Source organism: Amazonocrinis nigriterrae CENA67 (genome assembly GCF_016056305.1).
Taxonomy (GTDB): Bacteria; Cyanobacteriota; Cyanobacteriia; order Cyanobacteriales; family Nostocaceae; genus Amazonocrinis; species Amazonocrinis nigriterrae.
Map to the genome: position 1 here is coordinate 319,542 of NZ_JAECZC010000007.1, position 26,562 is coordinate 346,103.

24 protein-coding genes and 2 pseudogenes are annotated in these 26,562 nt (G+C 40.7%); 9 read left to right on the forward strand and 17 right to left on the reverse strand.

Annotated features, from left to right (window positions below; translation table 11 throughout):
* Positions 1-1,116 (reverse strand): phosphoglycerate kinase (locus I8748_RS06475; RefSeq protein WP_198123821.1); only part of this gene is annotated, 1,116 nt, incomplete at its 3' end.
* Between the two features lie 90 nt (positions 1,117-1,206).
* Between I8748_RS06475 and I8748_RS06480 the strand changes: the two genes are divergently transcribed.
* Together I8748_RS06480 and I8748_RS06485 are read left to right on the forward strand one after the other, a co-directional pair.
* Positions 1,207-1,614, forward strand: coding sequence for a universal stress protein (locus I8748_RS06480; RefSeq protein WP_198123822.1), 408 nt, complete (start codon positions 1,207-1,209; stop codon positions 1,612-1,614).
* Between the two features lie 502 nt (positions 1,615-2,116).
* Positions 2,117-2,665: an SET domain-containing protein-lysine N-methyltransferase gene (locus I8748_RS06485; protein ID WP_198123823.1), complete on the forward strand. Its 549-nt coding sequence runs from the start codon at positions 2,117-2,119 to the stop codon at positions 2,663-2,665.
* Positions 2,666-3,139: 474 nt separating this feature from the next.
* On the opposite strand, the gene I8748_RS06490 is transcribed toward I8748_RS06485, so the two are convergent.
* The 5 genes from I8748_RS06490 to queA all read right to left on the reverse strand — a co-directional run bounded on the left by I8748_RS06490 (position 3,140) and on the right by queA (position 8,821).
* Positions 3,140-4,018 (reverse strand): fatty acid desaturase family protein, encoded by an 879-nt coding sequence (locus I8748_RS06490; RefSeq protein ID WP_198123824.1) that lies wholly within the window; start codon positions 4,016-4,018, stop codon positions 3,140-3,142.
* Between the two features lie 1,145 nt (positions 4,019-5,163).
* Entirely contained in the window at positions 5,164-5,439 is a 276-nt protein-coding gene (locus I8748_RS06495; protein WP_198123825.1) for a hypothetical protein, read from the reverse strand.
* On the reverse strand, positions 5,420-5,665 hold the full coding sequence (locus I8748_RS06500) for a hypothetical protein (RefSeq protein ID WP_198123826.1): 246 nt from the start codon (positions 5,663-5,665) through the stop codon (positions 5,420-5,422). The genes I8748_RS06495 and I8748_RS06500 overlap by 20 nt, the downstream gene beginning before the upstream one ends.
* A 654-nt stretch (positions 5,666-6,319) precedes the next feature.
* Positions 6,320-7,483 carry a tetratricopeptide repeat protein gene (locus I8748_RS06505; RefSeq protein WP_198123827.1) on the reverse strand — a complete coding sequence of 388 codons (1,164 nt, stop codon included), beginning with the start codon at positions 7,481-7,483 and terminating at the stop codon, positions 6,320-6,322.
* 138 nt (positions 7,484-7,621) lie between these two features.
* The gene (gene queA, locus I8748_RS06510; protein ID WP_198123828.1) at positions 7,622-8,821 is read right to left on the reverse strand and encodes a tRNA preQ1(34) S-adenosylmethionine ribosyltransferase-isomerase QueA; all 1,200 of its coding nucleotides are present in this window, start codon (positions 8,819-8,821) and stop codon (positions 7,622-7,624) included.
* A gap of 129 nt (positions 8,822-8,950) precedes the next feature.
* On the opposite strand from queA, the gene I8748_RS34530 reads away from it, so the two are divergent.
* Together I8748_RS34530 and I8748_RS06515 are read left to right on the forward strand one after the other, a co-directional pair.
* Positions 8,951-9,088 (forward strand): hypothetical protein, encoded by a 138-nt coding sequence (locus I8748_RS34530; RefSeq protein ID WP_214662456.1) that lies wholly within the window; start codon positions 8,951-8,953, stop codon positions 9,086-9,088.
* Entirely contained in the window at positions 9,052-9,441 is a 390-nt protein-coding gene (locus I8748_RS06515) for a hypothetical protein (RefSeq protein ID WP_198123829.1), read from the forward strand. The genes I8748_RS34530 and I8748_RS06515 overlap by 37 nt, the downstream gene beginning before the upstream one ends.
* A 76-nt stretch (positions 9,442-9,517) precedes the next feature.
* Here I8748_RS06515 and I8748_RS06520 read toward each other — a convergent pair whose 3' ends face one another.
* A complete protein-coding gene (locus I8748_RS06520; protein ID WP_198123830.1) occupies positions 9,518-10,123 on the reverse strand; it encodes a YraN family protein in 606 nt (201 codons plus the stop codon).
* Positions 10,124-10,137: 14 nt separating this feature from the next.
* On the opposite strand from I8748_RS06520, the gene I8748_RS06525 reads away from it, so the two are divergent.
* The 3 genes from I8748_RS06525 to I8748_RS06535 all read left to right on the forward strand — a co-directional run bounded on the left by I8748_RS06525 (position 10,138) and on the right by I8748_RS06535 (position 12,293).
* Positions 10,138-10,647, forward strand: coding sequence for a pentapeptide repeat-containing protein (locus tag I8748_RS06525; protein WP_198123831.1), 510 nt, complete (start codon positions 10,138-10,140; stop codon positions 10,645-10,647).
* 179 nt (positions 10,648-10,826) lie between these two features.
* A complete protein-coding gene (locus tag I8748_RS06530) occupies positions 10,827-11,816 on the forward strand; it encodes a PstS family phosphate ABC transporter substrate-binding protein (RefSeq protein WP_198123832.1) in 990 nt (329 codons plus the stop codon).
* Between the two features lie 177 nt (positions 11,817-11,993).
* Complete coding sequence (locus tag I8748_RS06535) at positions 11,994-12,293, forward strand: hypothetical protein (RefSeq protein ID WP_198123833.1); 300 nt, start codon at positions 11,994-11,996, stop codon at positions 12,291-12,293.
* 145 nt (positions 12,294-12,438) lie between these two features.
* Here the strand turns inward: I8748_RS06535 and I8748_RS06540 are convergent.
* The 4 genes and pseudogenes from I8748_RS06540 to I8748_RS06560 all read right to left on the reverse strand — a co-directional run.
* Positions 12,439-12,684, reverse strand: a pseudogene (locus tag I8748_RS06540) (transposase-like zinc-binding domain-containing protein); the annotation flags it as partial.
* A 73-nt stretch (positions 12,685-12,757) separates the two neighbouring features.
* On the reverse strand, positions 12,758-15,694 hold the full coding sequence (locus tag I8748_RS34965) for an RNaseH domain-containing protein (RefSeq protein WP_225896331.1): 2,937 nt from the start codon (positions 15,692-15,694) through the stop codon (positions 12,758-12,760).
* Positions 15,695-15,699: 5 nt separating this feature from the next.
* Entirely contained in the window at positions 15,700-19,311 is a 3,612-nt protein-coding gene (locus I8748_RS06555; RefSeq protein ID WP_198123834.1) for a pPIWI_RE_Z domain-containing protein, read from the reverse strand.
* 4 nt (positions 19,312-19,315) lie between these two features.
* Positions 19,316-20,467 carry a restriction endonuclease-related protein gene (locus I8748_RS06560; protein WP_198123835.1) on the reverse strand — a complete coding sequence of 384 codons (1,152 nt, stop codon included), beginning with the start codon at positions 20,465-20,467 and terminating at the stop codon, positions 19,316-19,318.
* A 138-nt stretch (positions 20,468-20,605) separates the two neighbouring features.
* Here I8748_RS06560 and I8748_RS06565 point away from each other — a divergent pair, with 138 nt between their 5' ends.
* On the forward strand, positions 20,606-20,968 hold the full coding sequence (locus I8748_RS06565; protein WP_198123836.1) for a helix-turn-helix domain-containing protein: 363 nt from the start codon (positions 20,606-20,608) through the stop codon (positions 20,966-20,968).
* Between the two features lie 18 nt (positions 20,969-20,986).
* Complete coding sequence (locus tag I8748_RS06570; protein ID WP_198123837.1) at positions 20,987-21,529, forward strand: ImmA/IrrE family metallo-endopeptidase; 543 nt, start codon at positions 20,987-20,989, stop codon at positions 21,527-21,529.
* Positions 21,530-21,567: 38 nt separating this feature from the next.
* Here the strand turns inward: I8748_RS06570 and I8748_RS06575 are convergent, their stop codons facing one another.
* The 6 genes and pseudogenes from I8748_RS06575 to glmS form a co-directional block, all read right to left on the reverse strand.
* Positions 21,568-22,038 (reverse strand): hypothetical protein, encoded by a 471-nt coding sequence (locus I8748_RS06575; protein ID WP_198123838.1) that lies wholly within the window; start codon positions 22,036-22,038, stop codon positions 21,568-21,570.
* An 87-nt stretch (positions 22,039-22,125) separates the two neighbouring features.
* A complete protein-coding gene (locus tag I8748_RS06580; RefSeq protein ID WP_198123855.1) occupies positions 22,126-22,509 on the reverse strand; it encodes an AIPR family protein in 384 nt (127 codons plus the stop codon).
* A 3-nt stretch (positions 22,510-22,512) separates the two neighbouring features.
* Positions 22,513-23,241, reverse strand: coding sequence for a hypothetical protein (locus I8748_RS06585; protein ID WP_198123839.1), 729 nt, complete (start codon positions 23,239-23,241; stop codon positions 22,513-22,515).
* Between the two features lie 381 nt (positions 23,242-23,622).
* Positions 23,623-23,858 (reverse strand): annotated as a pseudogene (locus I8748_RS06590) (glutamine--fructose-6-phosphate transaminase (isomerizing)); the annotation flags it as partial.
* Between the two features lie 38 nt (positions 23,859-23,896).
* Positions 23,897-24,472 (reverse strand): Uma2 family endonuclease, encoded by a 576-nt coding sequence (locus tag I8748_RS06595; protein WP_198123840.1) that lies wholly within the window; start codon positions 24,470-24,472, stop codon positions 23,897-23,899.
* Positions 24,473-24,580: 108 nt separating this feature from the next.
* Entirely contained in the window at positions 24,581-26,455 is a 1,875-nt protein-coding gene (gene glmS, locus I8748_RS06600; protein ID WP_198123841.1) for a glutamine--fructose-6-phosphate transaminase (isomerizing), read from the reverse strand.
* Positions 26,456-26,562: the final 107 nt, after the last annotated feature.

The window sequence follows — 26,562 nt, forward strand, 5'->3', positions numbered from 1 at the left end:
CATTTGGTCAGCCAAACCAACTTTTTCCACAGCCGCCACTGAGTCGCCGCCACCGATGATTGTGGTTGTACCAGTTTTACCGATATCAGCCAGAGTGCGAGCGATCGCTTCTGTACCTACAGCAAACTTATCAAATTCAAACACACCCATCGGCCCGTTCCAAATCACTGTTTTGGTATCTGCAAGCGCTTCTTGGAAGACTTTTACAGAATCAGGGCCAATATCCAAACCCATCCAACCATCTGGAATGTTGTCAACGCTGACGGTCTTAGAATTGGCATCGGGGGCAAAGTTATCTGCCACCACTACATCTGTGGGGAGTAGGAAGGTGACACCGCGTTCTTTTGCTTTTGCTTCCAAAGACTTGGCTAGTTCTAGCTTGTCTTCTTCCACCAAAGACTTACCAACACTCAAACCACGGGCTTTGTAGAAGGTGAAAATCATCCCACCGCCGATGATTAGTTTGTCGCACTTTTCCAACAGCGTTTCAATCACGCCAATTTTACTGGAGACTTTAGAACCGCCAATAATTGCTGCCAAAGGACGTTGGGGATTTTCAATGGCACTTTGCAGATATTGCAATTCCTTTTCAACCAAATAGCCAGCCACGGAAGGGCTGAGGTATTTAGTTACACCTTCAGTAGAAGCATGAGCGCGGTGTGCAGTTCCAAAAGCGTCATTTACGTAAAAATCGGCATTAGCAGCTAATTTTTCGGCAAATTCTGGGTCGTTTTTCTCTTCTTCGCTGTAAAAGCGGACATTTTCTAGTAAAAGAACTTGGCCATTTTCCAACGCCGCCACTTTAGCAGCCACTTCATCGCCAATAGAGTCATCAGTCTTGATGACTTCTTGCCCCAACAACTCAGACAGGCGCTTGGCAACGGGAGTCAGGCGCAATTTTTCATCTACACCCTTGGGACGACCAAAATGGCTTGCTAGAATTACCTTAGCTCCCTTTTGCGTCAAATCTTGGATGGTTGGCAGGGCAGCGCGTATGCGAGTATCGTCTGTGATGTTACCTTCTTTATCTAAAGGCACATTAAAGTCAACCCGCACCAAAGCGCGTTTACCAGATATATCGGCAGCAGATAAACTTGCCACAGTTTTTTTAGACACAGCCAGACCCTCCTGATTGCCTTTTTGTTATTGTTTTGAAAGTAGAACCATCCAGATTTTACCGGAGTCAGGGGTGCCCAGGTGAGAGAGATGTTCAAGACAGTGCTATTTCCTATTGATCAAAGCCGGGAAGCGCGGGAAGCTGCTGATGTAGTTGCCAACGTTGTCCAAAAATACGGTAGCCGCTTGGTGCTGCTATCTGTCGTGGAAGAACCGCCAAAAGACGCGCCTAGTGCAGATCCAATGGTGTCACCAGAGGTAGTTGCTAAACTGCTGGAAAATGCCCAAGCTTTATTTTCTGGGCAAGGTATTCAAGCTGAAGTCTTAGAAAGGCAGGGTAAACCAGCATTTACCATCTGTGATGTCGCTGATGAAATCGCGGCAGATTTAATTATCATGGGCTGTCGGGGACTAGGTTTAACTGAAGAGGGGGCAACTGATAGTGTTACTACCCGCGTAATTAACCTTTCCCCTTGTCCAGTGTTGATTGTGCCTTAGCAATACTAAGAATTTTCACTGGTGCGTTACTTCGTTAACGCACCTGATCATTTATAGAAGGTACGAGTTCAGGTTTTTTCTAATGTTTTATTTCCATATATAATTTTCCATAATTTTGTGATATTCGTGTTTACTAGTAATAAAAATAACAAAATTTTAAATTCTTAATTTTTTTGTTATCGGAGATAGGTATTTCTGAATTTATTACTGAAACTGTACTTAAACGCAATAAAAATAAATCCATATAAGTATATTTTGTTAAGCACTGAAATTATTGCCATATCAAGAAATAATTAATATATTTAAAGCAAGTAATTACGAAATATTAAAATAACAATTTTTCAATTCGTAAATGGGCATATTAAGGTATTCATACCAGTCATGGTTATTGAGTGAGTTAAGTATGCCAGGTAAAAAATTACTGATTTGCATATTCAGTCCATAACAGCAGAGACGTTAGTTGAACTAATAATTGAGATACATTAATTAAGAATAATCAGCTATGTTGTGCATCAAAACAGAAGTCAAAGAGTCCAATATACCAAATGCTGGAAAGGGATTATTTAGCTTAGATTTTATCCATAAAGGAAGTATTATATTCATTCCAGCGACTATATTTACTATCAATAAACTTGTTTTGGAAGAAGAGTATCAAGAAGAATTGAGCAAAGCAAATGAATTACCTTTGAATACTGGCATGAGATGGGGTAGTCATTACTTTTTACACTCTTGCGAAACCAATAATAATACAGTCTATATCGACAATACAGACTATATTAATCATGCTAGTAATCCCAATTTATTGTCGTGTCTTGGTTTATTTTTTGCTTTGAATGACATTAATTATGGAGATGAGTTAACTTTAGATTATAGGTATACTGGAATTGAAAAAGAGGTGGAATTTTTAACTAGTAATCAGGAAAGAATTATTGGTTTCTCTGCCAAAGAAGCCTTATTACAATCAGCCCAAAAACTAATAAGTATTTTAAATGAGGTTGAAGATATTCATTGTTTTGATTTGCCAAGTCAACTGATTAAGTTTTTAAGTTGATACCTGCTAATATTAATATAGTTTAATGAAACAGTGTTTGTATTACACTCGTTTTTATAAATCTAGTTTGCAAATTTCATTGCACTATGTAAATAAATAATATAGCAATCGAATCATAGATTAGGACATTTTGAAATCGTGAATGTCAGCAACAGTAAGGTTTTTACCTCCTACCGAAAGCATTGCTGCCTTCTACCTCCTGCTATAAGTGACGCTTATATGATGAATAAATTACCAAATTTCACGGCTTATTCCCAGACAAAGCAACTTTAGCATGAACAATTTTTGTTATGAGATAAAAGGTAATAACGCCCAAAGTGCCAGCAGTTAGAGGTTCAATACGCAACAATCCTATTATGACCGTATTTACGAAGTGCGGGGTACTTCACGATAGGAATGTTGACGGCGATTGCATTGGGTTAAATGCCCCTAAGCTGTAGTAGCAAGGTAGATGATTTCTATTGTGTATCAACCTCACACAGAATCAGTACCACTGGCATGAGATACTACCGACTTGCGTGTCCATTGCCTGTAAGTATCAAACATGCCGTATGAAATATCTGGATTGTCTGAACTAAAAGCCTCATGTGCCTCTGGCAGCTTATACCAAGGAATAGTAGGGTAAAGGTGGTGAACGTAGTGATACCCGGTGTTATGAGTCAAAAGGTTAGTGAGAAAATCAAGGTTTGATCTCGAATGTGAGATGGTATTAAAGTGTTCCTGTACCTCAGACCAACATGAATAACAAGAAAAAGGCCATACTAGAGGCACAAACCAGTACAGCAACAAAATTTCCAGATTTCCTGATAAATAGAAGCTGAGAACTACAACCAACCAGAACACAAGCAACTTAAAGCCCGTTTTGAAAGGACGCCAGTCCACGCCTTTAAGAAGACCATGAATGTCATCTATGAAATTATAGACACTAAATCCCATAATTAGTTTCACAAACAACAAAAAGAACACATTCTTATTTGGCTTGTTTAAACCCAACATTTCATAGTATTCAGGGATATAATCTTTCTCGCTCAGAAAATAACTATGATGAGGAAAATGTTGTTCCCGATAGGAGGATACTGTTCTGAAGACAGGAAATACGTAGAGAAACTCTAGCTGTTCATTCCACGATTTGATTTTAAATAAATTAAAATGTACAGCTTCATGTAGTAACGCTTCTCCAATGGCAAATTGAAAGATGCCGATCGCCCATACTGAAATCAGATAAACATATATATTATTTGCCCAAATGCTAATCGCAGTAATCAAAAAAATTGCCATCCAATCTCTCAATAAGGACAGGAATGCTTTAAGATCATTGCGTTCAATAAAGTCACTTGGTTTACTTTGATGCATCTATACACGTTCCTTAACAAATCAAACTACTAGCCTGGTGAATACAGGAGTGCAGTTAAGAAAAAGTATCCCACATATTTGCTAGCTTGTACAAGCATAAGTACACTCAGTAGGTCGGTGTTGAAAATTGTCGTGATGACAAGGCAGGAGGCAGAGGGCAGAAGGCAGAAGGGAAGAGCTTTTTAGGTAACTTTACTTTCGGTTACATACTTTGGTTTTTTTACGTCGTTCTACTTATGGTGAAAATTAGGATACCATCCAAAATGCCTCAAAAATCTATCATCCGTTGGGCATTTTTAACTGGTCGCGTTTCGTGAATCCGCCGCTATACCTTTATGATTACCATTCTATCTATCCACTAGAAAGTACCATTTTGGGGAATCACGTACTGCAAGTCAAGCGCCCTCGACACCATATGTATTTTTGTCTAAATACAGTTTCAATCTTTTTTTGTGCCTTTTTTAACGTGTCGAACTCACCCTAATCTAAAAACTTTTCAAGAGCGATCGCATTACCAAAAAAATGAAACTTAGCCGAAAAACTCAATTGCCAGAGAGATGTGATGAGTCTGTGATATTGGGCGATCGCCTGAGTTCACTTTAGCTTGTCATCAAAATAGTTTTGAATATGCTACAAAAAAGACTACACTCTAATAGCTATAACTATCAGAGTGTAGTGAAAGTACTTCAATTTTCCTAACACAAGGGTATTACTTCTAAGTATAATTCAAGTCAATAAGCGTGACAGCTTTTATAGTGTCACTTGATCACACATCCTTAATCCCTTTCAGCGCTCTCAGTAACCTCTGGGTATCTCGCGTTCGTTTGAAGACTGCTATCAAGACGGCTCCTTGGGCTGGGGAGCAGGGGAGATGGGGTAATGGGGTGATGAGGGAATAACAACTGATAAATCACCAATGACAACTAACTACTGAATTTCAGGACTTACGCAGCTAGATTGTTTGTTGAGGTCGGGAATAGGGCATAGGGCATAGGGCATTGAAGATTTTTTCCTGCCCCATGCCCTATGCAAGCGCCCAAACCCTTAATTTTTCGTTTCCCATGCGTAAGTCCTAAATTTGTTATCAAAAACAAAGCCCCTCTCATTGTGATTGAAGAGGGGCGAGGTATATGTTTGAATCTATCTCAATTATTTTCAAACCCATGCGAAGACTCTAACAACACTAAATTTTTTCGCTTATTCTTATTCTTGAGGATATTCAGATAGTTATCAGTGTAGCGAAAAGCTGCTGCACAGTCGTAAGCAGCAATAGCCATAGCTTGTAAAAAAACTTTTGACGGGATTTCAAACCCTAAAAATTTTTCAGTTAAAATTAACAAATCATTATCTGTTGCAGGCAAACTAGTTTCTTCTGCCCACTCTGATTCATTAGAAATATCTTCAATTAACATTTTGGACATTTAAAACCTCCCCAAAAGCATAAGATGCAAAGCCTGTGATGAAATTTAACTGCTGTTCACGAGTTCGTAAGTTGACTGGGAGTTCAGTATCAGTACATCCTATCTCCCTTAAAATTTCTAAACAATAAGCACTGAGTTCGCTGTATGAAGCTTGTTCCCACTCAAGAGATACCTCTTTTGCCCTCTCCAGGTTGACTCGAATAATTGTTGTTGCAGGGCTGTTCATAAATGCACCCTAATAAACTAGATGATCGCAGTTTTGATCGGAAACACAAATTTGCGTAACCGTGTTTTTGCGGAATTTATTAAGACGGGAAATAGGAGTATCAGCGCATTTGCGGTAAATTATTTGAAGCGATCGCACTCTTTACCTGCCCAATTACTAAACAAAAACAATATCCAGAGAGGCTTGAGAGCAAAACTCGGTTAAAAAACCATACCAGCGCGATCGCGTCATTTCATCTGGTGCAATTCTGTGATTTTAGCGCTGAGACAGGGGCATGTTTGATTGCGTTGAGGTTCCGATTACCTGAAAAACTACTTATTTTTTAAAAAAACTTAACATATTTTTCAAATAACTGCAATGCAATTTCATCATCAGTATTACCTAGATCAGTTGCTACCGATTGCAGAGATGTTTATAAGCTATTAGATATAAAATATAGCTGTAGTGGAGAGTATGGATGTGACTTGAGTTTGATAATAGAAGGTGGTGCAAAAGCAGCTATGGAAGATTACGAAGCTGTAAACGGTTAGCCTCAATATATAGGTCAGCTAAGTAGTGCAGCAAAAATAAAATAGGGATGCCGCAGCATCCCTAGAAATGTTTATAACCAGAGGATGAAAATATCTCTTTCTGCTCCCTCTTTTCAAATTAGATTTATTGAGCAGGATTTAATGAAGTAGGCTGTTGTTCAACAGAAACTGGCACATTAGTAGGTTCATCTGGTGCTTGTTCAAGAGTTTCTGGTTGATTTGGCATCTGTTGTTCGGGGGCTGCTACATTACTTGTAGGGTTTGGAGTCTGAGAAGGGGTAGTAGCGGTTTGGCTGACTTGAGGTTGCTGTGGTTTTGTCTTCTGGACAATTTGCTGCATTAATTGCTCTATTTTTTCAGCTTGCTCAATGTTTCCTTGTTCACGATACTCATTGCGGGCACGTTTTAATACACCGTTAGCTTTCTTGTAGTTGCCTTGATTGTATAAAGTTACTCCTAAATTGTAATAGGCTGAGGCATCCTTGGGATTTTGGCGAATAGCTTGCTGATAAACAGAAATAGCCTGTGAGGTTTGACCATGATTTGCCATCAAACTTCCCATATTGTTGTAAGCTATGCTGTTTTTAGGATCTAGCTGTAAGCTTTGCTGATAGGCAGCGATCGCACTCTCGATTTGACCTTGTTCTTGCAGGGCGATCGCTAAGTTAAAATAAGCATTAGCATCCCTGCTATCTAGATTAATTGCTTGCTGATATGCTGCGATCGCTTCTTGCGGTTGTTTTAATTCATACAGTGCTAAACCGAGATTATACTGTGCTGCTGCTATTGTCGGATCTACCACTAGAGCCTGGCGATAAGCAGTAATTGCTGCATCTTTTTGCCCTTGTCGGTACAATGCTAACCCTAAATTGTAGTAAGCTTCACCGAGATTAGGATTAATTCTGATGGCCTCCCCATATTCCTGCACAGCTATATCTAGGCGATTTTGCATTAAGAAAATATTACCTAAATAATTCCGTGCCATTCCTAGGTTAGAGTCATGCTGCAACGCTTGGCGAAAAGCATATTCTGCACCTTGTAAGTCGTTGCGGTTATAGCGTGTGACTCCCTGCTGGTAAAAACTAGCTGCTTCCAAATCCTGAGAGATTGGAGTTGCTGCTAACAGCTTGCTTCCTGGTAAATCAATAATTGTTGGCGCAGCCAATACTAAAAATGCAGAGGCAGCACAGAGAAATCCCAAATGCGGCTTCTGCCAATTCAAAACCTGGTGGAACGCCACCGTGGGAAAGCAGCAAAACCACTGGCGAAGATGATGCTGTTTATACATAAGTGGTATCTCTGTACTTGTTGTGAAATCCTTATAAGTCAGAGTACCCACTACAAAATGAAAAATTAAAAGTTAAAAATTAAAAATTCCCAACTCCAAACTCCAAACTCCTAACTCCAAACTCCTAACTCCTACTGCTTATGGCAAAATTAGCATGGCATCGCCGAAAGAATAAAAGCGATATCGAGAAGCGATCGCTTCATTGTATATATTTAACAACCGTTCTCTGCCAATCAGGGCACTCACTAGCATCAGCAAACTCGAACGCGGTAGATGAAAATTAGTAATCAAACCATCCACTACCCGCCATTGATAACCCGGATAGATAAACAAGTTTGTCTTACCGCAAAATGGTTGTAAATCCCCAGATTGAACTGCTCCTTCTAAGGCTCGTACTACCGTTGTTCCCACAGCAATAATTCGACCACCAGCTGCTTTGGTGGCGCGGATTTGCTCTACTGTTGAAGCCGGGACTTCAATCCATTCTTCGTGCATTTCGTGGCTAGTTACGTCTTCCACTTCCACAGGGCGAAAAGTGCCCACGCCAACATGTAGTGTGACAAAAGCTTGATTAATATTGCAAGAGCGCAACTTTTCCAGTAACTCTGGAGTAAAGTGTAATCCTGCCGTGGGAGCTGCGATCGCTCCTGGTTGTTGGGCGTAAACTGTTTGATATTGTTCATCCGCCGCTGCCGATGCAGTGATATAAGGTGGTAGAGGAATCTCACCAAATGCATTCAATACTTGTACCAAAGGCTTTCCCTCTGGCACATCAAATTGCAACAAACGTCCTCCAGTCGCCTCATCTGTGTCCAGTACGGTAGCTGTGAGTTGGAGATTGGGGACTGGGGACTGGGGACTGGGTACTGGGTGAGAATCTTCCCCAATTCCCAATTCCCAATTCCCAATTCCCAATTTCTTTGCTTCAAAAACAATCTTCGCTCCTCGCTTGAAGCGCTTACCGGGTTTAACTAAAGCTAACCAACAGTTATACTGCCGTTCCTCTATTAGCAATACCTCTATTTCTGCACCAGTCGATTTACGCCCATACAGTCGCGCTGGAATGACTCTCGTATCATTCATTACTAATAAATCACCAGGTTGCAGTAATTCTGGTAAATCACGAAAAATGCGGTGTAGAGGTGCTGTTTTGTTACCTGTAGTGTGAGAATCTATTACCAATAACCGCGAGCTATCTCTGGGAAATGCCGGATTTTGTGCAATAAGTTCTGGAGGTAGATTGTAATCATACCCAGTTAATGAACGGTCTAAGTTCATATCTTTTGCCTCTAGAATAGAGGAATGATGCAAATTAGAGTGTGCTATTTGTTGCTCCATGCAAATTCATACTGCCTTTAAAAACTGGGTTTGAGATTTCCTCAAGAGACATTCAATTTTATCCTGAGAATAGATGGATACTGTTAGGTAACACGCAAACATCGAGATAAAAATTGGGTAAACCTCCCCATGCAAAAACGGGGGCTTTTACCCTACCGGGAACAGGCATCTATTTACGAATATAGATATGTAGGATTGGCTTTGATCCCAAGCACCAACCAAGCAACAACATGGAATACTTGTATTACCTGGCAAATGCCAGTTTAACTCTGAGGGTTGTTCAACACCTCCATACCAGACCCCAGATGCCTGTTTCATTCGTCACCGTGATTCATCAAATTGATGGGTGGGTGGTTAGGATCAAACTCAAAGGTCACGTCTCGCAGCAAGAGGATGGCGACTTTCGGGCTTTCCTAAATGAATTAGGAATTAGCTATGAGCCACCTATGCGGGTGCAAATGGCACTTTGGAGTTTGGAAGCAGGACAATGCCCTGTGGATGTGATGCGTCGTTACCAAGTAGCGATCGTCTCTCACGGTAGCCCAGAAAGAGAAGAAATTGAAGCTTTCCGGCAACAGTTTGTCCGTGGTTTGGGTTATTGTCCAGAAACACTGGCGTGATCACTTTTTGTTTGAATAGTACTATTAAAAAGATGGTAATTGGTAATAGAGATGTTCGTTTTATTACCAATTACCATTAGCTATCAATTGCCGAGTCGAAAGCTGCCAGAATGTATTCTTGTAGATAAAATTGGTATCCTGCGGCTGATGCCCTAGCTAAAGCATCTGGGACAACTGTCAGTTCAGTGTGCAGTTTTGATATTCGCTGACAGTAGACAATAGCAACATCAAAGCGACAGGCGTAATCTGCCTTCTGGGGGTACTCAGCTAAAAATATCCCTGCCGTTCTGGAAATTTTTGCCTGCTTTTGCACAGTGATTGCACTTCTACCTCCTGCATCCCAATTCCCACTTTTGCGGGTTTTCACTTCAACAAAGGCTAAGGTAAAGTCCTGAGTAGGCAATTCTTCCCCTGCACCTTTGTTACCCCTAATCCCCAACGCCACATGCTTCAAGTCGGCAGAGCGCGATAGCGCAGTGGCTCCTCCCTCCGGTTGTGGGGGCCCCGAGTTCCCCTGCTCCTCTGTCTTCCCAGGATACTGAGCAATAATATCAATTTCTCCCCAGCGGCAAGCAAAGCGACGGTGCAGAATCTCCCAACCTGTAGACTCCAACCATTGTGCTACTAGGTCTTCTCCTAATGAACCAATATCGAGATAATGAGATGGAGGAAGATTCGCCATTGGCTAAAACTAGCATGAAATTTAAATTAAGTAATCAAATTTGGGCAAGCTTACTCAGTTTATTGCTTTGGGGAATAGTTGGCATCACTGCAACTGTAAGTTCTCCTCCAACAGCTTTAGCCCTCGAATACAATAAGGAAATTTTGATAGAAGCTGATTTTTCTGACCGTGATTTAACAGACTCCAGTTTTACCAAAGCTAATCTCCGCCAGAGTAACTTCAGCCATTCCAACTTGCGGGGTGTTAGCTTCTTTGCAGCAAATTTGGAATCTGCAAATCTGGAGGGAGTTGACCTGACAAATGCCACTTTAGATTCAGCTCGCTTAATCAAAGCGAATTTAACAAATGCAGTATTGGAAGGTGCATTTGCAGCTAATGCCAAGTTTGATGGTGCGATTATTGATGGAGCAGATTTTACTGATGTACTGCTGCGTCCAGATGAACAAAAAAAATTGTGCAAGGTGGCTAAGGGTACTAATCCAACTACAGGACGAGACACACGAGACACATTGTTTTGTCCGTAGTCTAGATTTAGTCTAGTTTACAGTTGACAATCAACAGCCAGCAAGTTTAAGCGGAATAATTTATTGCTTGGGGTTTCCTATATGCTCAATTTCTTGTCAAAAATGTATCATTACATCTTTGACAACAGTACTTGGGAAATATAAAAAGAGAAGCGATAAATCTCAAATTATCCTGAGCTATGTCACACAAGAACGAAACTACCCTTCTCGTCTTAGCTTTCCTGATTACAGTTGGGCTAGTTGGAGGTGGTTTTTGGTGGTTCGTCAAGTCCTCTGGCTTGACCACCAGTCCACTCAAACCCAGCAATAATTCTCCTCAATCCCAAGCATCTAATCCTCAAACATTTGCTCAAGTACAGAATGTTCCTAGTGGTTTAATCAGTTACGGTGGTAGTACGACTTGGGCACCTGTCCGCAAAGAAATAGATCCAGTGATTCAAAGTGTCTGGCCGCAGTTTCAGCTACGCTATGCTAACCCTCAAAAGGAAGCACCTAGCTCTGCAACGGGTATCTCAATGTTGCTCAAAAGTCAATTAGAGTTTGCTCAATCATCTCGGCCCATTGCCAACAATGAGTACAAGGAGGGGGAAAAACGGGGCATTCAACTGAGAGAAATTCCGGTGGCCATTGATGGAATAGTAGCAGTTGTCCACCCCAATTTGAATATTCCTGGTTTGACTGTGGATCAATATGAAGCTATCTTTGCAGGAAAAATTACCAACTGGCGGCAGGTTGGCGGGCCAGACCTCAAAATCCAACTCTATGGTAAGAAAGATAGAGATACTGGCGATCGCTTCAAGTTAACGCAAACTACAACCGAGGCTTTACGTCTAGTCGCTGCCGATCCGGCAGGGATTTACTGGTCTTCAGCAACGCTGTTGGTTCCCCAGTGCGGTGTTAAAGCATTGCCTATAGGTCGTAATTCTAATAAACTCATTCCTCCTTACAAACTACCCTTGGTGTCTACTTCTTTTTGTCCCACAAAGCGCAATCAAGTAAATACTGATGCTTTCCGCAGCGGGGAATATCCTTTGAGTCGTCGATTAGTGGTAGTTATTAACGCCAATGGAAAATTTGAACAACAAGCGGGTGAAGCTTATGCTAACTTACTATTGACAAATCAGGGACAAGAGTTGCTCGATAAAGCCGGATTTGTCAGGATACGTTAGTTAACATCATATTTGAAATTTACTATCAAGCGGCTCTGATTAAATTGGAAAAACCAAAACAATTATATTAATTCGTAATTTAGAAAGTCAGATATAATTTGGTTTTCTAGGTTTGAATCTTTCATCAGATTTCGATGAATTGGTATCAGAGGTCAAAAAGCTGAGAATTACTGAAAAATGACAAAAAATATTCCCTCTTATAAACCGGGTAAGGTAGTGGTGTTGTTTGGGAATTTTCCCCTGACTATTCGGCTGTCTGCTGCCCCACAGGATGAGCAATTGAATTTTTTGCGCGATCGCATTATTTTTCATGCCAACAATCTTGTTGAACATGGACTATGGGATGAACCCCTTAGTGATACTGAACTTGATCAAATCATGTCAAATGTTGAAATTGAGCCTGTTTTGTTTGCAGATTTTCATGATGTTGTGTCATGGTTGAGATATCCACTCTCTATATTGAAAAAGAATTTCTAAGTAGGTTACCAGTTGTCAGTTGTTAGTTGTAATTAGTTATTCTTCTTGTTCCCTAGTTTTTTTCTTCCTCTGTTAAATAGCATATCTGCAATTAGCACCATTCCTACTTTGAGATAGTAGCAATATAGCAATCCAGCCCTCTAAATATAGTAGTGTGATGTACACCTTTAACACGTTCAATGCCGCGAAAACCCATGCCATTGAGGTACATTTTTAAGCACTCTTGTTTCAGTTCCTCTGAATATCCTTTGGGTGGGTCGTACACGTCAATAAATTGGCGTTAGCGAAGCGGGGCGGAACGCACGTCGCACTTGGTGCAAATGTGATTTTGTTTACCTCTTCGCTTTCCATTTTTCCTAATTTCCGTAGACCTACAGTATGGACATTGCACAGTAGATGACCTCAATTCATCCCTCTATTATGCAACGCCCAAATTCCTTTCATTGTGCCTCACGTTAAATTTGTCAATTTACACCAAGTATGCATAGATAGTCTTCTATGAGTTCCTTGCCTAAATGCATTGGGTATGGAAAAACGATATTTCCCATAGACCAAGCAGGTGTGCATCTTAAATAGTGAGGTACTCGACACAGCGCCTTTAAAGCTTCTTGTTTTTGAAAATCTAAGCGTACGAAGAACGGCATAATTTCCACTATCTGTTGATGTTTGAATGGGATGTTAGCACCGTATTCATCGTCTTGATAACCGAGTTTGTAAAGTTCGGGTATTGGCATCTCATTTTGCAGTTTTTGTGTTTTTGGTAGTCTTCCCACAGAGAAATAATGTAGTAGTTCTAGTGCTGACCCATCGTAAAAACCGCTTAGATGTGGTAAATCTCGTGTTGGACAATCTTTGTTCCAAGTTTCTCGATTGGTGATGTATTGTGGTGTTTCTTTACCAGTGCGAATCCGAATTACTGCTAATAAGTTCTCTAGTTGGTTATTCTCACGGCTGTACTCGCAAGTGTGACCAGGAACATGGCTGAAGTCTAGAACGTTGCATTTTGCCAGCAGGTACTCATTTTGCAACTGAGGCCAGATTTTGCCTTCATTATCTTCGCCACGTTCGTTACGCCACCCTTCGGCTTCAATTAAAACAATGGTTGGTCTGTCTAAATGTTTGGTTACTACCCGTGCAACAAACTGTACTAATTCTGTACTGCTCAATTTGATTTTACTTTGAATGCGTTTTGTATTTTCATGGCGATCGCGTCGTGCTTCAGCAAAAATTTTTCCGATAGCAATTCCCGCCTGTGAGTAAGGAATCCAATCACTAGCATCAGGAAGCATTATATCTACTGCACCCGTTGCACGCAAACGAACCGCAAGAGCATAGTGAATATCACCTTGATATTGGTTAGTTTTGCGACGACAAAAGGCAATTATATCTAAGTCTTGAGCAATTTCTTGCAGTATTTTTGCTTGCTCGTAGACTTCAAAAGGTAGTCCATATAGCACCCCAATTTGACGTAATGTTCCATCCAGTACAGCATTCATCACCCGTCCTTTTGTTGCTTTGCTGTAGGCTGGTGATTTATCCTCATCATCTTCTGTGTCACTTGATTTTGGTGTAACTGTCTGTATCATTTGAGAACTCATTCCCTCTCTGACACAAGCTTCACGAATAGCTCCTTTAATGTTTTGTTGAGGGAGAACTCCTTTTGTTTTAATTCGGCCAATTTCAATAATTGCTAAACAGTGGGGATTAGTCTCACAATTTATCAGAGGAATAGCATTTTTTTGGATAAAGGTACGCCATGCTTCTCGCTTTGCTTGATACTGCTTACGTATTTGCTCATCGAATTTATGATGATCTTTAAGCAAAAATCCACCTGTATTAAGTGGCTGCAAAAGCGTCGCATCATCAATCAAAATTTTTGAAACTGTTATATCTTGCGGAAAATCTTCATTTTCATTCAAAAGAAATACATCACGTAATTGTTGGTAAACTACTTTATAAGTATCTTGTTCTCGATAAATAAGAAAAATGTGCATTGCTTTACCCTGCAATGCTCGGTAAATAGCATTAGTAGCAATTCGCTGATAAAGTTCGCGCTTTTTACGAGGTCTAGAAATAAATTCATAATCCCGCATTGCTAGTGGTGCTTTTATACCAGATGGTGCAGGAATATCAGATTGCATCGGATTATCTGGTACTAAAACGCCGTTGAGTAATTCCAGTACCCGTGCAATAATATCGCCTCGTTCCAAAAAACTAAAGCCCGTTTTTATACTATGTCCTCGTTTACGTTTCTCATGCTCATACTTATAGCCTTCAGTATGAATTAGATAATATTCATCTTTGTCACCCCAGTTATTTGAGTTATCTAAATTACCAAATTCTGTAGGATTGTTCAGAATATTTTCTGGCTGTTCTAAAGCACGTGCTTTGAATGCAGCAAGCAGTTCTGGCAGTTGTAACTTCCACAGATTTTCTTTTTCTTTGCCGTTGTTATCAATAACAAGACGTACTAACGTTGAATCCACCTCGTAATCAGATAAACGTGCCTTATTCATACCCATGAGAACAGAGATATCACGCCCATAATTAGCTTCTAGAAAGGGTTCATGGGGGTATCTTTGGCAACTCAAATGTAAAAAAATCCACGGTTCTAGATTGCCATTATTATTGAACCTTCCTGCTTGCGTTTCAACATTAAAGTCTAGACGGTAAGCAAAATAACCTTCTCTTTCCTTGCCATTATCTGTGTAATTGGCCTTAAACGGTTTACTAACTAGGTAAAGTCCCACCTTACCCGAACCGCCTCCCTGTACTTTGCGCCATTGAATTTCCTGTTGTCTTTTTCCAGAGTTAATGATGCACTTTTTACCATGTAACATGGTTGCTAAAAGACTGGGAATAGCTTGAAATCCCAATCCTCTCTCTGCGTTGATATCGCGCACAAGTGTTTCCGGTTTAATACGTTGCCAATCCCAATCAGGTGGTATGACAGCCATTCTTTCGAGAAAGCGATCGCACACGCTATTAACTTCATCTGTTTTACCTTTATCACGATATTGCTTTGTCCACTCTTGCGCCCAAATTCTCACTAATTGATGTATCTGCTGGGGTGTGGGTGTCTTCAATGGGTTCTCAGGCGTTCCCACAGCTAATGCTTGATATAAAGGAAGCTTGGTTTCCTCATCAGAACCAAGAAACTCAAAGCCATATGTCAGAGTAGATGCACAAGCAAGCAAAGCATTATTTAACTGTCGATATGGTGGCGTAACCTCCCTGTTTTTACCACGATACAAGGCTTGTTTGATATCGTGGCAAAAGTCTCTTACTATCTGGACAAAAGGAAATGGCAACACAGCAATATCTAGATTGGCAAAAGCATCTGTCACCAAATTCATGCGTGCAGGTAACAAAATATCTTCTGATGTAATTCTGCTAGTCATAGTCTTTATCTATCTCTCGCGTCTATTTCCCAGTTGAAGCCATCGATATCAGCCACAGCATCTGCTATTGATTGGTATAAAGCTTGACTGATAACATCTTCATTAACATAATCACAAAACAAATCAATGATTGCTGCTAGTAGGCTGGTACGCGGTGTATCAGGCTGTTGCTCTTTGGCATAGTTTGGCCCCCAAGCAGCATCAACAAAGTAAGCGTGAAAGGGAACACCCCCACGCAAAAGACGACCTACAGCTTGAACGATTACGCCAGCCGTAGTCGCTGCTAAATCTTGACGGGGAAAGGCACGTAATTCTTCATTTTTATACAGTGTTTTGTAGTAAGAACGATGTTCTACTGATCGCCAGTAACGCGCAGATAATCGACGCACGGCTTCCGCACGTTCTAAAATTCCGTCTCCTTCCCAAGCAACAAAATTCGCATCTTCTACCCAATCCAAAGCACGACGGTTAATTTCTTGAGCGATCGCTTGAGTATCATGTGGATGAGGATAAGGACGTGTGAGAAAATAAACTGCACCAAAAGCAGCTTTGCCATTAGTATTCAAAATGTTAAATCCACGTCCCATAGCACTTATCGGTGCTGCCAGGATTTTGCCGCCAGTAAGTGCGAAAGTTTCAATGTCAGCACGATTGAGAGCGCCAATTTCCATCCTTGAGTGATAATCGATGTCATCCTCCGTCAAAGTTTCTGTGCGATCTGGTTTCAAATGGTAAACTTTATCCCGCATACCCCACCAACATTGACGAATTTCGTCTGCTACCCATCGTGCCTGGTCATAGGAGTTGACGAGTAACAGTATGCGTTCCCTATCCTGCCAAAAATCTGGCTCGCTCTCGCCAAGTCGTTTCAATTCCTCAAGCTCTTGTCCTAAATGACCACTACCGTTGTTGCCAACTAAGGCTTGTGCCATTTCTTTAAACATTCCCATTTTTTGGCGCTCAGGTGTCCCAGAAATACGGATAGGTTCACCTTTGCCGTTCAATTGAAGCAGAAACTTGAAGCGACTTTGGGCGATCGCTTCTGTTGCACTCGGCTCTGGCATTAAAATACCTTGGGGATTGCCAACATGAAATTTAGTGGAATCTCGTAAGTAAGATGTTCCTGATAATGCCAAGACGTTGGGGCCGCGTTGACCATCCAAATCTGTTAGCAAGCGATGAAAGTTCAAAACGTAGTAACGACCAATATTGGTATAGGCAAACAAGGATAAAGCATTTTCGCTACTATTTTCAGATTGGTTGTGATTGTCATCTTTGCGAGAATAGTAAGTACCAAACTGCCTTCCTGTTGGTGGTAACGGTAAAATATTTAACATTGCTGTGGGCATACGGCGATGCGGAGGCTCGTCATCTAAAGTGGGTGGTCGATGATGCCATTCATAAAAAACAATACGTGTGTGCCGATCTAAAAGGGTGATGGTCAAGGCAAACTGTAAACGATAAGCTAGGGTTTCCAGGGTATCTACCGGATCTGATTCTTCCTCCTTTTTTGAGGACTTTCGCCGTTTTTTCTTGGCTGTCTGCTGTGAATTGTTTTGACGTTTTTCTAGTTCTTCTCGCAGTCGCGCTAACCTTTTTCCTGTTTTGGGGAAAAAATCAACTATCCAGGCTTTGCAAGCACGATAAATACTATCATCAGTAGCACTTTCGCCAATACTATTAATCTGTTGGATGAGAAGTGCCAGTCTCTGAACTTTAGAATTGGGACGAGGCTGTCCAAGTAAGGGATCGTCATCAAGTAATGCGTCAAAAGATCGCATTATCTGCTGTACGCGTCGGTTATTAGCCTTAATTTCTTGCTCAGTGACATCAGGAGAATCTAACTCTTCAAGTCCAGCTAGGCGACGAGAAAATTTATACAGAAGAGAATTAGGTGTAAAGTAGCCACGTTCTATCCATTTACGTAAAAACTCGTGACCAGAATTTTTATCTAATAGGGTTAAAGTTGCTGTGACAGCCTTTTGGACATCACGTTCTGCACCAGTCCATCGCTGCATCAATGGTGGGGTAACACGGTTGAATCTCATGTAATCTTCAGTTTGTACCCCAATGTCATCAAAAACACCACCATTGGTAAGTAAAACTTCTTCAGCATATACATCATCAAACCACTTAATAACTGTGTCTACTTCATCAAACACAACAATATCGGAATGTAGATAAACGAGTTCCCCTATCTTGATGGGACGCAATTCTAGATGACGCGGTAAACCAGCCATTGCCATTGCACCTGGAGTTGTAATCCAAACACGGGCATTTGGCATATCACGATAGACTTGCTGTGATGGGCAAGTAGCAAAAAACGGACACAAGTGAGACACATCAGGGTAATTGTTTTGTTTTTTACGCTTGCTTTCGCTTTCTGGTGCTTCTTTCAAAGCGTGACATGGCTCAGTTCCAGGTATGAGTGGCTTGCCATGCAAACGGTCGAAGATGTCGCTAGCTTGTAGCAGTCCTTGCAAAGCACAAGCTGTTCCCAAAAAGCGATCGCCCCAGTGTGGTTGTCCGCGTTGCCAGTGTTCTTGAAAGTCTTTCGAGGCATAGAAGCTTTTGAGATGCGCGTCTCGTTTAGTGCGTCCTAATAACGGTACTGCAACAGGCTCATCATTTTCTGGATCGTCACAGAACCACCAATTAATTTGATTTGCTAGCCGAATTGCTGATTGTACGTCACTGACAACCAAGGTGATACGGCGATCGGGATGATTTCGCACAACATCGACAGCAAGCAACGTTGACAGAGTAGACTTCCCAGAAGCAACCTGTCCCGCAATATGTACAAAACCATCCAAATCTAGTGGTTCTGTATTGCGATCGCTCAGCGTCCCGTCTTCCTGAATTGTATGAAAGTTGATTTTGCGAAAGCGGCTTACCCAATGTCCCTTTTGTGTTTCATGCCATCCATATCGGCGTGCTAGTAACTGTTCGCGGCGATCGAGAAACTCTGCATCTGACTCTAAATCTGAAATTTGCAGTGAAAAAGGCTCACGAGAGGGTGGTGTGGGAAACCAAGGCTGTTGTCGTACAGTACTTAAATGTTCTGGTGTGAACTGTACTTGCATTGTGACAGTTTCTTTTTCTGTCTTAGCCTGGAATTGGTAGGCAACTCCAGCCTGTACTGGTTCAGCCCTGCGTTGGCGAAACTCCAAATCCGCACTCAGACAGCTTTCATATAAATTTTGGTGGACTTGATGGCGCAGACCTTTCGCCGCATGAATAATTTGGGAATCTAAGTCCTGGATATTAAAATCATAATTACGCCAGTTTTGCGGAATATTGCGGATATAAAAACGTAATGCCTGCAACCAAGCAAAACGTGCAGGAAATGGGATAATCTGTCGAGCATTAGCAATTGCACGCCTCTGTATTTCATCTAAATTTTGTAAGTGCGGGTGTCGCAAAGGCATACCACTGAGTATTGCCCAAACTGCTGTTACTGGTTCATCATCAATTCCTAAACACTCCATCAAGGCAAAGCCAAGTTCTACCTGAAGTAATGATTGGGCTTGCTCTCGATTTAGCTCAGAGTTATCTTTCAATTCTTTGATACGCTCTGTAAAAGTATTAGGTGGGTTAAATAAAGTCATTTGACTCATAATGCTATTTCCCTTTACTCAGGTGCATTATTTTAGCGACGACTCTTTCTTCAAATGCTGTATCGCTGAAAAGATGGGTGCTTTTTGGCAATCCTGTTGCTTCTTCACGCAGGATATCAATGTAATCTTGGCGTTGATGCAGACGATGGTTAGGAATCACATAAAAACTTTCGTCGTAGTGCAAATCGCCTTCACCAAATATCGGCTTCAGTTGCAAAGCCAAATCATAAGGATTTCGGTAGTCTTTGACATCTATAGCCCACACTGAACCATCACCAAAACGTAGTTGCAAGTCGTAACGGTCAATACCAGGCCACAGTTGAACTTCACAAAGATATTCTGGTTGTTGTTGATGCAGCTTTTTTAAAGCCTCGAACAGACGTATTTCTGGGATTCCAGGCAAACAGACACGCCAATGAATACCAAACTGGAGACGACGCAGACCTTGCTTCCAATAAATACGCCGGACATAAGACAAGTTTTTCCGATGGTCGTTGCAGACGCTGGGCTTAATGCCACGTAAATGTCCATGTTTTTTAATTAAAGGGCCGCAGCGATCGCAACACCAATAAGATTCATTTTCTTTACAGTCTTCGTATAGTTCGCCAACATCATTAATAGATATGTAACGTGTCTTAGAAAACGTCTTGCGTAGGCTCTCTAAAGTAGTATAAGGATTCTCAATTAAGAATCGCCGCAGCAAAATATATTCTTGCAGGGCGCGTTCAGCATCCTTTTCGTTGGCTTCTTGCAGTCTCTCCAGCAACCTCTGAAACAAAAAGTTTTCCAGTGCAATTTGCTGTATTTTCACAGAAGCAAACTCAGGCAGTTGCCCCCGTTTTACCAACTGTTCATAGAAATACTGACTTGCTTCTTCACTTAACGCTCTATCGTATATGAAGCCACACTCTGAATCAAACTCCTTCGGTATTGATAAGGGATACCATGTTTGCAAGGGTTTTTCTAAAAGAGTCAAAAGGCCTTCTAAAGTACGTGGATAAGGAATACTTGTCATCTTCAATGCCAGAGTATTGCAGGCACGCTGTAAAAAATCAGGGTACGGGTATTTAGGGATTTGGTCTAGAGTATCTAGACGCAAAAACTCTGCTAACCCAACAACCAGGAAATCAAATATGATGATTTCGCTATTATCCAAGGAGTACTCCTTTGTATAATGTAAGCTTTGGATATTGTGTGTCTTTAGTGCAACACTGTCAATTTAAAAGCACATAACAACTATAACTTATAAGGGATAATAAAGAAACACTGTCTCATAAGTGAAACAATAAAACACATGGGATACCATCTAGACACAGGTTTATTAGCCGCAAGAGTGAAGACAAAGCGAGGGAAGAAAGGTCTGCGAGACACAGCCAAAGAAATAGGTAATATTAGTTCCTCAACACTCTCACGGGTAGAAAATGGCAAAATGCCGGATATGGAAACCTTTTTATTACTTTGCAACTGGCTGCAAGTCTCACCCGCTGAACTATTTAAGAAAACCGAGGAATTGGAAGCACCCTCCGACTCAAGTACATTAGAGACAATAGAAATTCAATTGCGAGCATCGAAAAAACTCGATCCAGCAGTTGCCAATGCACTGGCAGAATTAGTTAAAGCAGCGTATCGGGATAATCCTCAACAAAGCGACAATTAATAGCCGGATGACAATAATATGGCACTAACAGAGACATTACCAACTGAGTTTAGGCAAAAGTGTGAAGGGATTGCCACTGAGCAACGTAGTTTATTAAACTTACGGGCATTTGACCCATTACCAGCAGATATGCTGGCGGCTCAATTGAATGCAAAAATTTTGACACCCGAACAGATTCCTAGTTTAGACCCTTCCGTAGTCAAGATATTACTCGATAGCGACCAATGGTCAGCAGGAATTATTAATCAAAGCCCACTCTGGATTGTAAACAATCCACGCCATACTCCTGCGCGGCGTGAGTCGAACCTGATGCACGAGTTTGGACACCTGCTATTAAGACATAAAATTGTCCGCTTTGATCCCAATACTGGGCTTCCTCTGCGCCGACAGAGTGATGAAGATGAAGCGATTTATTTAGGTAGTTGTCTTCAGATTCCTCGGCGAGGTTTACTTTGGGCTGTTCAGCGTCAAATGACACAGACAGAAATAGCATTGCATTTTAATGCAAGTGAGGAAATGGTGCGATTACGTAGCAATGTCACAGGGGTAAATATCAGATAGATATTGTATAAAAAATTTTGTACTTTCTAAAAGAAACTTCAATTTAAAATTTTTTCAACAATTTCTTGGCATTTTGTAACATTTCTAAAGATATTCGCCGGATAGAAAGTTGGAAATAGATTGCTACTTTCACTCATAATACTTCCTAAGAACTTTGAGGTTATAGATTGAATATCATCAATTTGTTCTGGGGTTAAATCAGATGATATACTAAAAAATACATCTGGTAAAGATTTGTATACAAGATGTAGGATCAGACGATTGCTATGAGTAGCAAATAATTTTTCTCTTCCATCTCGTTGTTTTTGTACTTCTGATAATTTATTCTCTACTACTCTTAATATTTGAACTAATGCCCAAAGATTAGAACCATTCACTGATCTATTAAATAAAGTTTTGTATGGGGGTTTTTCTATATCCTCCCATAAAACACCAATCTTATCTTTAACTCGTGTAGCGAAAGAAACCTCATTCTGTTTGCACGCTCGACTAATTGTAGCTTCATTCAAATCAAAACCTTTTTGCCCATCTGGAATTGATTCACCTGATTTATAAGTATAAATAATTCCCTCTAAGTGAAGTTCATTTTTGATTCTTTATTGCTCAGGATCGAGAGCCACAAATTCTCGACGATCAATTCTGTTTTGAGTATTGTTAAATCTAGTTATCTCTGTAGCAAATTCTTCTGGGCAGTTTTCTAAAGATATAAAACGAACATGAACTCTTGCTTTTTCAACTTGCTCAGGAAAATTTTGATATGCTCTTGCTATTGAACCAACAGTCTGAGCGCCGTTAACTATTTTTACATCGTTACATTCAAATATACCTGTATCTCTTCCACTACCTCCCATAGGTTTTTTCCTAATACTAGAACACAAAGCTGTTATGCCGTTATTATAATACCAGAACTTTTCAGGCTCTTTTTTAACTGTATTTATAATACCTTCATTGACTTCACTATCTTTGACGAAGAGTCTAATATTTTAAGAGAATAATTTAGGAAAATGTTGATTCCACCAATCAGCTACTTCTCTTGCAGAAACTTGTCCATAATAAGATTGATAAGGTTCTTTAGTTTGTCCCCAATCAAAAAGGCAAACATCTAAGTTTATAGGATTGCCAGATGCTCCTTGAGATATTATGCTGTATATATTTGACTGGTTAAGCACTCTCATACTTACGATATCTGATGAATCATTCATCTCATCTAGTAAATCATCCAATTCTCTTTTAGGTTCATCTGCTAGGGGAGTTTGACCTGAATATACAAGAATTATCTCAAACCTTGTTCCTGCGTCATTTAGCGCTTCCTCAATATCTTGAGTTTTATTATTGAGTTTTGAGTTAAATCTATTATATCTAGCATTCACTAAGTCTTTAAATCCTCTAGTGAATTTCATTACTTCATCTATTTTGATACTTCCTTTACTTTCCTGTTTCCATTTGGATTGTAATACATACATTATTTTTTCTCTTCTATCAAAATAAATGGAATCTATTCCATTATCCCGTCCACCATCAACTATAGATTTTGATGCCTCTTGAGCAGAGATATCAGCTATAACCATCAAAGTAAATGCAGCTAGACTTCTTGTCAAGAAAAGTAACTCTCTGTCTGTTTCAGATTTATTTTGATAATCTGACAAGTCAATCAAACCATTAAATGTTTTTTGAAGATAGGACTTGATTTGACGTAGGTGAATTGGACTCATAGTATTGGTAGATACAATTAACTTTGATGTTATCTGATCAAATTTTTACAGGCTTGTCCTTAGTATAAATACGTTAAAAAAATATACATTCAATTATCGGCGATCACATTTCAACAGACAATCTAAACCTTCACTGTGAACTGCCAGACTAAATGTAGTCTTATATATAAATATTTGCTTATATTATTTGCCCATAAAAATAGCTTTTGCAAGCAATAGATCTTGCTGCTCAGCTATTTTATCTTTAAATTTAAGTATATTTTTATATAATTTGACTATAACGCTCTTTGCGAGGTTCCTGGGCTGATCGACATCTAATACCAATTCTCTCAAATCCAGCAACACATTCAAACGCCGAAACCCAGACTATACCTGAATTTCTTAATTACGAATTACGAACTGGTATAAAGTGCGATAGGCAACGATGTGATCAGCCAATAGTTGCAAAGGTACCACCGCGAGAATGGGGGAGAGTAATTCTTCCACATGGGAAACAGGAAGCAAATCGTTAAATATTTCCGCCCTTCGCCATCGTTGACGGGAGTCACGCCAATTAATCGGGAATCTCTAGCTTTTGCTTCTTGGGCGTTGGAAATCACCTTTTTATACACACTACCAAAAGGTAGGTGCAGCCCGCCGTAGCCATCGCTATTTTCTACTCAATATTACCCGCAGCTAAAATTTGTTCAACTGTCAGCACAATTTCCGGGAAAGTTGCAGACACAATTTGCTCACTTTTGGTAAATTCTTTTTCCTCGTACAATCCTTCTGACAACAATAAAATTGTAATTTTTGACTCTATTGGGTCTACAATCCAATACTCAGGAATCTCCAACGCTGCATATTCAGAACGTTTATACCGATAATCGCGCTTGGCTGAATCAAGACTCACCACTTCCACCACTAATATTGGTGCAGTCTGACAAACAGCCGACTCATCAAGGACTTCCTTTACCTGTTCAGCCGTGACAACATAAACATCAGGTAATCTTGACTTCCGCCATCCTGTTCTTACTCCCGCCTCTCTAAAACATAGCCAAGGTAAACTCAGGCGCTTGATTTCTGTGTCAAATGCTAGTTCAATAAAGTCAGAAATCAGTAAATGTCTGAAAGTTGGTGGATTCATAAGTTCTAGTTTTCCATCCACCAGTTCATAACGGTTATCAGTACCATCGTCATATGCAAGATATTCTTCAAAAGAGTACAGACGCTCTGTGGTTGTCTGTGTCATGGCATAATCTCTAATAAAGGGGTTTTTTTGAGGTAGTTCTCAAAAGATCATGAAGAATTGCACATTAGTAGGTAGTAGACTGTGTGTGCTACTACCTCTATCAATAGCCTATTCCACAGTTACTGATTTTGCTAGGTTCCTTGGCTGGTCAACGTCTAAACCGCGACGGGCGGCGATGTGATAAGCCAATAATTGCAAAGGCACCACCGCAAGAATGGGCGAAAGTAATTCATCCACATGGGAAACGGGAAGTAAATCGTTAAAGATTTCCGCTGCTTCGCCATCGTTGACGGGAGTCACGCCAATTAACCGGGAATCTCTAGCTTTGGCTTCTTGGGCGTTAGAAATCACCTTTTCATACACAGTACCAGGAACAGCGATCGCTACTACCGGAACTTTCGCATCTAATAAGGCGATGGGGCCGTGTTTCATTTCGCCAGCAGGATACCCTTCGGCGTGAATGTAACTAATTTCTTTTAATTTTAAAGCCCCTTCTAAAGCAATGGGGAAGTTAATTCCTCTTCCCAAAAAGATGAAATCTTGGGTTTCGGCAAATTCATGGGCTAACTGTTCAGTTAATCTTTCTTGACTTTCTAAAGTTGCTTCAATTTCTTTCGGAATCTGCCGCAAACTATTAATAATTTCTGCTATTTTCTCTGGTGCAACTGTTTGACGACGATCAGCTAAATCTAATGCTAATGCATAAAATGCCATTAATTGAGCAACAAAAGTTTTGGTCGCCGCTACCCCAATTTCAATTCCTGCCAAGGTACTAATGATATGGGGTACCATATGACCGAGGCTACTTTCTGGGCGATTGGTAATGCCTAATAATCGCGCTTGATACTTGGGTTCTTTCCCCTGACGACGTTCTTTTTCCATGGCCAAAGCTGCTAAAGTATCGGCAGTTTCACCTGATTGGGTAACGCCAATAATCAAAGTATTAGCTGTTAATGGTGGTGGTGCGTAGCGATACTCAGAAGCATAATGTACCTGAGTCGAAATTCCTGCTAGTTGTTCAATTAAGTATTTTCCGATTAATGCTGCGTGCCAACTGGTACCACAGGCAAGGATATGAATTTGTTCTAAATCGTTGTAAAGTTCTGTAGGTAAGCCTAAATTAATTGGTGATTCTCCAGGATTGACATCATTACGAAAGTATGCTTCTAAATTTGCTCTGACTACTCCTGGTTGTTCGTGAATTTCCTTGAGCATGAAGTGCTTGAATCCCTGCTTTTCCACCATTGTGGAAGTGAAATTCAGCAAGCGTGGTTGTTTTTTCAACCTATCGCCAGCAAAGTTGTAAATTTCCACTCCCAATGGTGTCAAACGGGCAATTTCGCCATTTTCCAGAGGTAGCACCGCACGAGTATGAGCAACGATCGCAGGTGTATCAGAAGCACAGAAAAACTCACCTTGACCAAACCCTATCACCAAAGGCGCTTGTTGACGCACAACAATTAACTCATCAGGGTAGTCAGCAGAAATAACTGCGATCGCAAATGCTCCTTCTAGGTGGTTAACCGCTTGACGAACTGCATCTAGGAAGTCAGATGAGGAGGAAGAATTCTTTAAAAATTCGGCGATGAGGTGAGGAATGACTTCTGTATCCGTATCAGAAACAAACAGATGTCCTTTTTGTTTCAAATTCTCGCGTAACTCGCGGTAATTTTCCACAATACCATTTTGTACCACCGCTATTCGCTTGGCTGTATCCATGTGGGGATGGGCATTGTACTCTTCTGGCTTGCCATGAGTCGCCCAGCGAGTATGACCAATACCAATTTGCGCGGGAATTTCTATTTGTTCAAGTTTAGAACGCAAGTTATGTAGTTTACCCTTTGCCCGCACACAATGAGTTTCACCTTCCCAAACAGTAGCGATTCCAGCAGAATCATAGCCCCGATATTCTAATTTTTCTAACCCAGCCAATAAAATTTCTGTTGCTGCTTGAGTGCCTATATACCCAACAATTCCACACATTGCTCACACCACTCCGGTTTGAGGATTATAAAAACCAGTATAGTTGTCAGCACAAAAGTAGTTAGGGGTTGGGGGCAGGGGAGATGGGGAGCAGGGGAGATGGGGAG